Annotated in this window: 9 protein-coding genes; 7 read left to right on the plus strand and 2 right to left on the minus strand. The window is 42.7% G+C overall.

What is annotated here, in order from left to right; genetic code table 11:
- The first annotated feature begins 32 nt into the window (after positions 1–32).
- The 6 genes from ACYTXL_RS25185 to ACYTXL_RS25210 all read left to right on the plus strand — a co-directional run bounded on the left by ACYTXL_RS25185 (position 33) and on the right by ACYTXL_RS25210 (position 6,094).
- Positions 33–977, plus strand: a complete 945-nt coding sequence (locus ACYTXL_RS25185; RefSeq protein ID WP_461927085.1) for a DnaJ C-terminal domain-containing protein — start codon at positions 33–35, stop codon at positions 975–977.
- Complete coding sequence (locus ACYTXL_RS25190) at positions 974–1,285, plus strand: chaperone modulator CbpM (RefSeq protein ID WP_461927086.1); 312 nt, start codon at positions 974–976, stop codon at positions 1,283–1,285. Before ACYTXL_RS25185 ends, ACYTXL_RS25190 begins: the two co-directional genes overlap by 4 nt.
- A complete protein-coding gene (locus ACYTXL_RS25195; RefSeq protein ID WP_461927087.1) occupies positions 1,282–2,127 on the plus strand; it encodes a potassium channel family protein in 846 nt (281 codons plus the stop codon). The genes ACYTXL_RS25190 and ACYTXL_RS25195 overlap by 4 nt, the downstream gene beginning before the upstream one ends.
- Positions 2,128–2,429: 302 nt before the next feature.
- Positions 2,430–2,840: a hypothetical protein gene (locus ACYTXL_RS25200; RefSeq protein WP_461927088.1), complete on the plus strand. Its 411-nt coding sequence runs from the start codon at positions 2,430–2,432 to the stop codon at positions 2,838–2,840.
- Between the two features lie 97 nt (positions 2,841–2,937).
- Positions 2,938–5,601, plus strand: coding sequence for a magnesium-translocating P-type ATPase (mgtA, locus tag ACYTXL_RS25205; RefSeq protein WP_461927089.1), 2,664 nt, complete (start codon positions 2,938–2,940; stop codon positions 5,599–5,601).
- A 286-nt stretch (positions 5,602–5,887) separates the two neighbouring features.
- Positions 5,888–6,094: a DUF3775 domain-containing protein gene (locus ACYTXL_RS25210; protein ID WP_461927090.1), complete on the plus strand. Its 207-nt coding sequence runs from the start codon at positions 5,888–5,890 to the stop codon at positions 6,092–6,094.
- Between the two features lie 659 nt (positions 6,095–6,753).
- Here the strand turns inward: ACYTXL_RS25210 and ACYTXL_RS25215 are convergent.
- Both ACYTXL_RS25215 and ACYTXL_RS25220 read right to left on the minus strand, forming a co-directional pair.
- Positions 6,754–7,866 carry a sensor histidine kinase gene (locus tag ACYTXL_RS25215; RefSeq protein WP_461927091.1) on the minus strand — a complete coding sequence of 371 codons (1,113 nt, stop codon included), beginning with the start codon at positions 7,864–7,866 and terminating at the stop codon, positions 6,754–6,756.
- A gap of 555 nt (positions 7,867–8,421) precedes the next feature.
- Positions 8,422–8,976, minus strand: coding sequence for a pentapeptide repeat-containing protein (locus tag ACYTXL_RS25220; RefSeq protein WP_461927092.1), 555 nt, complete (start codon positions 8,974–8,976; stop codon positions 8,422–8,424).
- Between the two features lie 493 nt (positions 8,977–9,469).
- Between ACYTXL_RS25220 and ACYTXL_RS25225 the strand changes: the two genes are divergently transcribed.
- Positions 9,470–9,826, plus strand: a complete 357-nt coding sequence (locus ACYTXL_RS25225) for a hypothetical protein (RefSeq protein ID WP_461927093.1) — start codon at positions 9,470–9,472, stop codon at positions 9,824–9,826.
- The last annotated feature ends 236 nt before the right edge of the window (positions 9,827–10,062 follow it).

The raw sequence follows: 10,062 nt of genomic DNA on the forward strand, positions 1-10,062 counted from the left end.
TTCAAAAATAACCTGCAATCGAGAGGTCACTGATGCCAACTGCAACAGACTTTAAAGACTACTATGCCATCTTGGGAGTGAGCAAAACCGCAACTCCTGAAGAAATCAAACGGACTTACCGCAAGCTTGCCCGCAAATATCATCCTGACCTCAATCCTGGAGACAAAGACGCAGAGGCAAAGTTTAAAGAACTAAACGAAGCGAATGAAGTACTATCTGATCCAGAGAAACGGCAGAAGTACGATCGCTTTGGTCAGCACTGGAATCACCCTGGTTACACTGAAGCGCCGCCACCTAGCGGAACTAATGTTGCAACAGGCGACTTCGATCAGTACGGCGATTTTGATTCGTTTATCAACGATCTGCTGGGTCGTTCGAGACGTAAAACCTCCACTGGTGGCTTTGATGATTTTAATGGGGGATTTTATTCTCAAGCTCCCGCACCGGATACAGAAGCGGCGATAGCACTCACATTTTCCGAAGCATTTCACGGTGTCCAAAAACGGCTACAACTCGACGAGGAAACGATCAACGTCCGCATTCCCGCAGGTGCAAAACCAGGCAGTCGAATTCGCCTCAAGGGTAAAGGTCGTCCTAGTCCGTTCTCTCAACAGCGTGGCGATTTGTATTTAACTATCGAGGTGTTAACCCATCCCTTCTATCGATTTGAGGGCGATAACCTGGTTTGTGACATTCCAATTCGCCCTGATGAAGCGGTTTTAGGGGCACAAATCAGCGTGCCTACCCCTGATGGTAGCGTGACGATGAAAGTTCCTAAAGGGGTGCGATCGGGGCAATCGCTCAGACTGCGCGGCAAAGGCTGGACATTGCCCAAAGGGGGACGAGGTGACTTATTTGCCAAACTTCAGATTGTCACGCCACAAAACCTGAGTGCGATCGAGCAAGAATATTACGAAAAAATCCAGGCAAACACTAGCTTTAACCCACGTACCCAGTTAGAGGAGATTAAATTATGACCTTCAGCCTTTCAAAAACCGTGGTTTCCCTCGAAGGTGAACAACTCTACAGCTTTGAATATGCTGCATTAATCACTAAGACTTCGATTACGCTGGTGAAGTTTTACATTGAGTTAGGCGTAATCGAACCAATCGGTGATTTGCTGCATTCCCGCGAGATTGCGCGAATTGCTCAGATTCAACGCTTGCGTCGAGATTTGGGGCTGAACTTAGTCGGAGCGGCAATGGTGCTAGATATGACGACTGAAATTGCTCAATTACGGGCACAGCTAAAGGTGTATCAGTCTCATCCATCGAACTCGTTATGAGCGATCTGAACCAACAGTCAAAGCCCGCGTTAGATCAAAAGCGCCGCGAAGTGTTGCAACAATTGGAAGATTGGCTAGAAACGCCGATGCTGGTGCTGGGCTTTGCTTGGTTGGGACTGTTTATCGTTGAGCTAGTTTGGGGACTGAATCCTCTATTAGAAGCGATCGCTGCTATCATTTGGATCACCTTTATCGTGGATTTTGGGATCAAATTTCTTCTCGCTCCCCGCAAAATTTCTTACCTCAAACACAACTGGTTAATTGTCTTTTCTCTGCTTATCCCGGCTGTGCGAACCTTTCGGATTGTGGGAGTCATACAGTCTTTGCAATCAGTTCATGTGGTTCGTGGGTTACATTTGTTGGGAGTTATGGCACGAACCAATAGAGGAATGCGTTTACTTGCAACAAGTGTTCAGCGTCGAGGAGTGCGCTATGTGGTGGGACTAACCGCGTTGGTCATCTTGCTTGGAGCAACTGGAATTTATGCGTTTGAACACAAACTTTCTGTTGGTACTGTTGGCATCACTGACTATGGCACTGCACTGTGGTGGACGGCAATGGTGATGACCACGATGGGATCTGATTACTTTCCAAAGACGGCAGAAGGAAGGGTATTATGCTTTTTACTAGCACTGTATGCGATCGCGGTCTGTGGTTATGCAACGGCAACGCTAGCAGTATTTTTTGTTGATCAGGATGCCGAGAATGATCAAGCAGAACTGGCAGGTGCAAAATCAATTCAAGCCTTGCAAGCAGAAGTCGCCGCACTGCGAACTGAAATTCAAGCATTACGCACGACAAGATTTAGACCAATAACTTCCAAAGTATCGCAAATTAAATAAAACCTTGCTTTCATAGAAAATCTTCCTCAAGAACAATACCTTCACCAATTTTAAAGGGTAAGCTAACAATAAACTACGTTGCAAGTGGCAGAATGATAGCCATATTAATCAAGCCTTACTCAACAATTTCAGTTAAAGGTTGAAATGTATTTACTTAGACCTATTAATAAATAGTCAGGCAAAATTATTTGCAGTGATTTGACTCTGTACCCTATCCAATGAGGGATACAGACTCAACCAAATGCAAGATGAATTTTCATAAATACTTAGTTAGATGTAACTAGTAAATAAAGGAGATATCGATGAGAACAAAAGTAGGGCTGTGGATTGACCATAGGAAAGCTATTATCGTGACTGTTACGGAGAAAGGGGAAGAGATAAAAGAGATAATATCGGAGGTAGAAAAACAGCCTCGCCGTTCTGGTGATTCACCTCTTAAGGGTGCTTACGAATCACATCAAGTACCCGCAGATGATAGCCTCCAGAGAAATTTTACAGGACAACTCAACATTTACTATGATGCGGTCATTGCGAGTATTCGTGATGCAGAGTCTATTTTGATATTTGGCCCAGGCGAGGCAAAGGATGAACTGAAAAAACGTCTTGAAGGAAATAACCTCAGTGGAAGCATCGTAGGTATTGAAACAGTTGACAAGATGACGGAGCGTCAGATCGCGGTGAAGATTCGACACCACTTTGCCGAGTCGCGTTAGCAAAAAGGCAGCAAAAAGATTTAACGCAAATCAGTTGATTAAACCTAAAAAATCAAACCGATGAATCCCCAACTCTCCACGTTTTGGAGCTTACCTTATGAAGACCTTAAGCCAGCCTCCCAATTCATCCAAAAAGCCTAAAACGGGATCTAGCCAGTCTGTAGACTCATCCAACGCACTCATCGATATCGCTCAACATGATGTAGATGGAGTTCTGCACTTATTTGACACTTCCCTGGAGGGGCTGACTGAGACTGAAGCCAAGCAGAGATTAGGAAAATCCGGGCTGAATGAGATCGCCCGTGAAAAAGCGATCGCGTGGTATGTCCAACTACTGAAAACGGTGACTAATCCCCTCTCGCTTTTACTCATTGTTCTGGCGACGATTTCACTGTTAACTGGGAGTCCGACAGCCGCCCTCATCATTTTTGCGATGGTTATTTTCGGTGGGTTGCTGCGCTTTTCACAAGAATTTCAGTCTAATAAAGCTGCCGAAAAGCTGCGGGAAATGGTGAGCGCAACCGCAACAGTGAGCCGCAAGGATGCCACACCGAAAAAAGAGAAGGGAATAACAGCAGGAAAGGAAATTGCCGTAAAGTTGCTGGTTCCTGGTGATGTCATCTTTCTTTCAGCCGGAGATATGATTCCAGCCGATGTCAGGCTGATTGCTACCAAAGATTTATTCCTCAGTCAGTCAACCCTCACCGGGGAGTCTCTACCCACTGAAAAACACCCAGAACTCCCAGATCACAATGAGAAAAACCCACTGGAGCTAGTTAATCTCTGTTTCATGGGCACTACCGTAGTCAGTGGTTGTGGAACAGCCGTTGTCGCCGAAACGGGTAGTCATACTTATCTAGCATCACTGGCTAAAACCGTTAGTGGACGCAAACCACGCACGAGCTTTGACAAAGGCGTGAATGGCGTGACTATGCTGCTGTTGCGCTTTATGCTGGTCATGGCTCCACTAGTCTTTTTGATCAATGGGGTGGTTAAAGGCAATTGGATCGAGGCATTCACATTTGGTTTATCTGTGGCTGTGGGATTGGCTCCAGAAATGTTACCTGTGATTGTCACGGCAAATTTGGCCAAGGGGGCAATTACCATGTCTAACAAAAAAGTGATTGTCAAAAATATTGATGCAATTCAAGATTTTGGCTCTATGAATATTTTGTGTACTGACAAAACAGGCACACTAACTCAAGATAAAATCGTCTTGCAGAGACATTTAGATCCCTACGGTCAAGAGAGTACAGATGTTCTCAAATATGCTTATCTCAATAGCTTTTACCAGACTGGCTTAAAAAATTTATTAGATGTCGCCGTTCTCGCTCACAATCAAGAACTTGAATCTTTAGACATTGAGAAAAACTACCAGAAATTTGATGAAATTCCCTTTGACTTTGTGCGTCGTCGGATGTCTGTTGTCGTCGAAGAAATGGGAAAACAGCATATCCTGATTTGCAAAGGTGCGGTTGAAGAAGTCCTAAAAGTCTGCACCCAACTCAAAGTTGATGACAAGGTTTTGCCAATAGATGAGTCAGTCCGCACCAAGGTTGCCGATTTACAACAAAAACTAAACTCTGAAGGGTTACGGGTAGTCGCAGTGGCATACAAAGTGATGCCAACCGATCAATTGCATTACGCCATTCCCGATGAGAGTGATTTGGTGCTGTTGGGCAACATTGCGTTTCTCGATCCGCCCAAAGATTCCGCAGCCCAAGCGATTAAAGCCCTCAAGGGACATGGAGTTGATATAAAAATTATCACAGGGGACAATGAAATCATTACTCGTAAAATCTGCAAAGATGTTGGCTTACCTGTCCAAAATGTTTTATTAGGTAGCGATATTGAATCTTTATCAGATGATGAATTAGCTTCATCTGCTGCAAACACAACTATTTTTGCTAAATTTTCTCCCACTCAAAAAGCCAAAATCATACAGGTGCTGCGAAAAAAAGGCAACGTTGTGGGATACATGGGAGATGGCATCAATGATGCAGCTGCTCTGCGGGAGGCTGATGTGGGCATCTCAGTTGATACGGCAGTCGATATTGCCAAAGAGTCGGCAGACATTATTTTATTAGAAAAAAACTTGTTAGTCCTGGAATCTGGGGTAATCGAAGGTCGCAAGACTTTTGCCAATATCATCAAATATATCAGAATGGGCACTAGCTCTAACTTTGGGAATATGTTTAGCGTCTTGGGTGCGAGTGCGATTCTGCCATTTTTACCGATGCAGCCAGTGCAGATATTAATAAATAATCTCCTCTACGACTTTTCGCAAACAGGCATCCCATTCGATGATGTGGATCAAGAAGGCCTAATCAAGCCGCCGAAATGGAAAGTTGATAATATCCGGCGCTTTATGATCTTCATTGGCCCAGTTAGCTCCATTTTCGACTATTCCACCTACGCCCTGATGTGGTTTGTATTTGGGGCGACTTCTGTAGACAATCAAGCTTTGTTCCAAACAGGTTGGTTTGTCGAAAGTCTGATGACTCAAACGCTGATTGTCCATGTGATTCGCACGGCTAAGATTCCTTTTTTCCAGAGTCGGGCTTCTTTGCCCATGCTGTTGATCACCGCCACTGTGATGGCAGTCGGAATGTATCTGCCATTTTCTCCAATTGGGGCTAGTTTGGGGTTTGTTCCTTTGCCAGCCGTTTATTTTCTTTGGTTAGCTTTAATCCTAACTTGCTATTGTATATTGACTCAATTTGTGAAAACTTGGTTCATCAAGAAATATGGATATACCTAAGAACCTAGTCCAAGGCGGAATTCAAAATTCAAAATGACGCTCTCTACAAGACGCGAAAAGCGAACCTGACTTTCCACATCCCGTAAAAAGTCAGATTACGCCGAAGGCTTGTACAAAAAAGCTATTCATCTTCGTCTCCTGATGGTCGTTCGCTCTCGCTTTGTTGGCTGTTCCACCCCAAAACAATACGCACCCTAATTTTGAGTCATCAGATATACTGTTTGGGAAAGTAAATATACCAGAAACTTTTCTAGACAAATTGTCTAATTATTTAGAAGATTTTGAAATGACAGGAAGAACATCAGTCAGAGTACTACATAAATATGTAGACGATTTTTCTTCAGATGAAAAACGACAAGTTATAGCCCTTATATGGCTTGGTCAATATGTATCCTGTGAACAACCATTAGAGTTAAACGATTTAATTGCACAAGCACTACATCTCATCCCTCAAAACTATACAACTAGTTACAGCACTTTGCAGGTAAATTAAGTACACATCTTAATATGATAAATCTTGTGGGGTGGGCATCCTGCCTACCCTTGTGTACCTCATTCAGATGAAATGTGCTGTATATTATCGAAAAGGCTTTCCTAGCTAAATATCTTCGCTCCGGGCTGAAAAAAATAAATAATAATCACTGCAACAATTAAGTTGAGTAGCTGCGTGCGGTCTTTTCTATCTGATAGCAGCATTTAATGATGATGTCGCTCCTTGTCTGGAGATATACGAACTAGAAATGCAAGATAGGTGGATATTTTGGTTAAGGGACTTCCAAGAAATAAATTACTACTACTTGTGGGGTGGGCATCTTGCCCGCCTTTGGTTACTGGGCGGGCGAGACGCCCACCCCACAATAAATAGTTGGATTAGTTGAATATTTTTTTATTTGGAAGTCCCTAAGCAGTAAACTCATAACTAATAACATCTATAGCATTGTTAAATAGTTGAGTCTTAACCTTAGTTCCCGTTATGCTTTGGAAATACTAACATATAGTTGATTGTTTAGCAAGTCTAAACATTTTTGTAGTGGTAAATATGTAGTGATAATAGAGAGTAACTAAAATTATTTCTTTTTATCCAAAGCTAAAAAAACTAGAAAAATAGTTGGAGTTTACATAAGTGAGCGCAGCGAAGATGGAGCTAGAAGATTATGTAGTGGGGAGAGGGGAGGGGGCTAAGGGTAAATCAATTGAGAACACACATCCTTGATGGGGGACATCGCGAACTGAGAGTATACCCTTGTTTAGGGACACGGCGCGTCGTGAAATTGTAAGCCCGATCCCCAATCCAGATTTATCTGTTCCCATCTGAGAAAAAGGCTTAAAGAGTTCTTCCGCCTCACCAGGCGGCAGTCCTCCACATTGATCCTCTATTTCAAGCAAAACACGCCCACCTACAGCCTTACCGCGTATCCATACAATCCCACCCTGCTTGGTGAACTTAATGGCATTTTGAACCAGATTCGATAGGGCAGATATTATAAGGTGACGATCTATTAAAATCTCCAATTCCGGCGCTACCTCTACACACACCTCAATTGATTTCGCACTTGCTTCAAACCATGCACTAGCCTCAACTTCACTGACTAGGTGAATAACTCGACATCTCTGATATTGGATGGTTGGTTCGTTCCGCAGTCGCACCTCAACAAGTGAACGATCAATAATGTCTCTCATGCGCCTATGGGCATTTTCAAGAATACGAGATGTACTTCCATTAGTTCCGACTTTCCCTGTGATTATAAGTTGGGAAGCTAAAGTAGCGGAGGTCAACGCATTTCGCAACTCATGTGCTAGAAATCCCAGACGCTGAACCTCATCCCGCTCTGCATTCTCGCGCTGACCTCGATTAAACTCTGTAACCGCTTCAGCGATAGCGATATCGAGGCAGAAATTTAATCGATTGAATTCACGAGGGGATGCTGTTTCACTACTATTCTCCTGAATATACTGAGTGATAGCTTGACAAAGAGCGCCGTAGCCATGAACAACCTGAGAAATGCTGTAGCCAAGTTTTAACGACTCTTTCCCCCGGCGCTCTGCGGAGGCTCTGTGAACACTTTCTATAGAACTGTTATGTGCTTCCCCAGATTCATCTATATCAGCATCAACACGTAATACCTCAATGAGTTCATCGTAGAACACAGGTAATCCTCTTTCCATTTCGTCGCTCGAACTCATGGAATCAGCAAGATGCGTGATCTTTTTTGAACACAAGGCGAGAATTTCGTCACGTTCTGCTAAGAGAAATTCATGTAACATTATGAATGTTCTTAATTTTAGACTTATTCTAGCATCAGGAGATCGCTAGAACAGCGATCGCACCCACCCCGATCCACCCCAGAACAATTTCTCATCCCCTTGCCGAGGCTAAGTAGTATTTAACTCACATTACGCACGTCATTTTGTAGTATAAAAAGCAATACAAAAATCTGGAAATAGTTACTGAATTATCCGAGTATAAATACTAAATCTCTATTAAGCTAAAACACATCTAATTTGCAGATTAAAATTTTATCAATATCTTGTGGGGTGAGCAACATGAGCGTCCTGATTATGCAACTTAAATGCTAATTAGCTTATCACTATATATTTATCACTAACAACATTTTTTCATTGTCTAGCCTGAATAATACTACTGTTACAATACCAGATGTTGCTGAGGATAACAGTATTATCAACATCATTAAGGTAGTATTGATTACTGCCTGAACAAACGTTGGATAAACAACTTATTTGTCAGGCAGTAATTATCTATAATCGTAGCTCCATTATTGCCTTGATGTATAAACTTAGGTTAGAAATCACTCAAGTCACTTAGTCGTGAACTGTTCCATCGGGCATTTTTGTTCCAGTTAATCCGACTCTCCGCATATTTGCCCCGTCCATATCTGCCCCAGTCAGGTCTGCCTTATCTAAATATGCCCCGTCCATATCTGCCCCAGCTAGCTTTGCCCCTTTCAAGTTAGCTTCACTCATTTCCGCTCCCCTAAGATCCGCTCCGGTGAGGTCTGTCTCACCTAAGTTTGCCCCCCTCAAGTTGGCTCCACCTAGCTTGACAAAGCTTAAATCGGCTCCACTTAAATTTGCTCCCGTCAAGTCTGTTCCACTCAGGTCTGCATCAACCATTTCTGCACTAATTAGGCATACTTCAATCATTCGTGAATCAGCAAAAGTTGCCTGATTCAGTTTCGCCTGACTAATATGTGCATCAGTCAGATATGCTCCCTTTAAGTCTTTACCAATCAAGTCCGCTCCCTTTAGGTGTACCCCAATCAGATTTGCATTAGTCAGACAGACCTGAATTAAGCTGACGTTACTAAAGTCCCGTTCTCCTGCTGCGTATCGTCTCAGAAGTTCTGGAGTTTTCATAAGAAAAAGCAATGACTGCTTATTGAAAGTTAAGTAAATTTTATCAGTTAACCCATAAGTTTATTGTTAACTAATGTAAATATTATCAATTATCGTCCGAAAGCGATCGCTCATAAGAGTAACTAGCAACTTGGGTTATATCTGCGACACAGGTTTCAAGAACTAAATATTTTCTCTTCTGCTTTCTCCTAAAAAATCGTCACGACAACAAAAGGAATTTCAGGACAGAGAATGGCGTAGGCGCAGCCCGCCGTAGGCATCGCTTTGTTGGTTAATTAAAATTAATCTGGCTACGTTTTTTCTGCATCGTTAATCAACTTATACAATTCAACTATCCATCAAACTCTTGTAAATACTCAATTTCAAACGTCTGGTTGTTACACTTGTCACAACAAGAGCAATTAGAAATATTTGGAAATGTTTTTGAGAACAGACTGCACAGTTAACCAAATGAATCTAGGCTAGAAAGTAAACATCTTATCAAACAATACTAATGTCACATACGTTGATTAATTTAACATTGCCAATAGTGATTCAATCAATTGAAAATGTCTTGGATGAGTACCCTGAGCATCCTTATCAATTAGCTTTTTCGATTCATGAATTGCGTCAAAAGTTAATTGCCCACATTCTAAGTCATGTCCCTAACCGCTATGTAGTCGAAGGGGTACAGGAATTATCCAGCACCCCCAAAAGCCGCTACTCTTTCCCTTTACAGGAGCGGATACAGATAGAAACAGTAGTTCACGGTAGTATTCTGCATATTCTGCGCGAAAACGCTGATTGGCTAAGTCGCCAGATCCTAATGTCTCTTGTTGGGTCAGTTTTGCTCCCTAGTCTGATTCAATAACTTCATGCTCTTGGGCAACAGTCCAAAAGTCTTGCCATGTACACTCAGATTTGGATAGCACTCGCCTGATATAACTCACCGCCTGTGGCAGCAGTTGCAATTGGGTTCACCGCGCCATTTTGGGAAAATTGTAATAAGAAATTTAACTTTACACCGTAAGTCCCCCACTGAATTGTACTCAATCAGTGGCGGGATATAAGGTGGGCAATGAGGAATTGACCGACAAACGACAATAA

Source organism: Nostoc sp. (assembly GCF_054880495.1).

Excerpts from the sequence above, each read along its gene's own strand:
- ACYTXL_RS25185 (WP_461927085.1), top strand. The coding sequence starts at position 33 with ATGCCAACTGCAACAGACTTTAAAGACTACTATGCCATCTTGGGAGTG.
- ACYTXL_RS25190 (WP_461927086.1), top strand. The coding sequence starts at position 974 with ATGACCTTCAGCCTTTCAAAAACCGTGGTTTCCCTCGAAGGTGAACAA.
- ACYTXL_RS25195 (WP_461927087.1), top strand. The coding sequence starts at position 1,282 with ATGAGCGATCTGAACCAACAGTCAAAGCCCGCGTTAGATCAAAAGCGC.
- ACYTXL_RS25200 (WP_461927088.1), top strand. The coding sequence starts at position 2,430 with ATGAGAACAAAAGTAGGGCTGTGGATTGACCATAGGAAAGCTATTATC.
- mgtA (WP_461927089.1), top strand. The coding sequence starts at position 2,938 with ATGAAGACCTTAAGCCAGCCTCCCAATTCATCCAAAAAGCCTAAAACG.
- ACYTXL_RS25210 (WP_461927090.1), top strand. The coding sequence starts at position 5,888 with ATGACAGGAAGAACATCAGTCAGAGTACTACATAAATATGTAGACGAT.
- ACYTXL_RS25215 (WP_461927091.1), bottom strand. The coding sequence starts at position 7,866 with ATGTTACATGAATTTCTCTTAGCAGAACGTGACGAAATTCTCGCCTTG.
- ACYTXL_RS25220 (WP_461927092.1), bottom strand. The coding sequence starts at position 8,976 with ATGAAAACTCCAGAACTTCTGAGACGATACGCAGCAGGAGAACGGGAC.
- ACYTXL_RS25225 (WP_461927093.1), top strand. The coding sequence starts at position 9,470 with ATGTCACATACGTTGATTAATTTAACATTGCCAATAGTGATTCAATCA.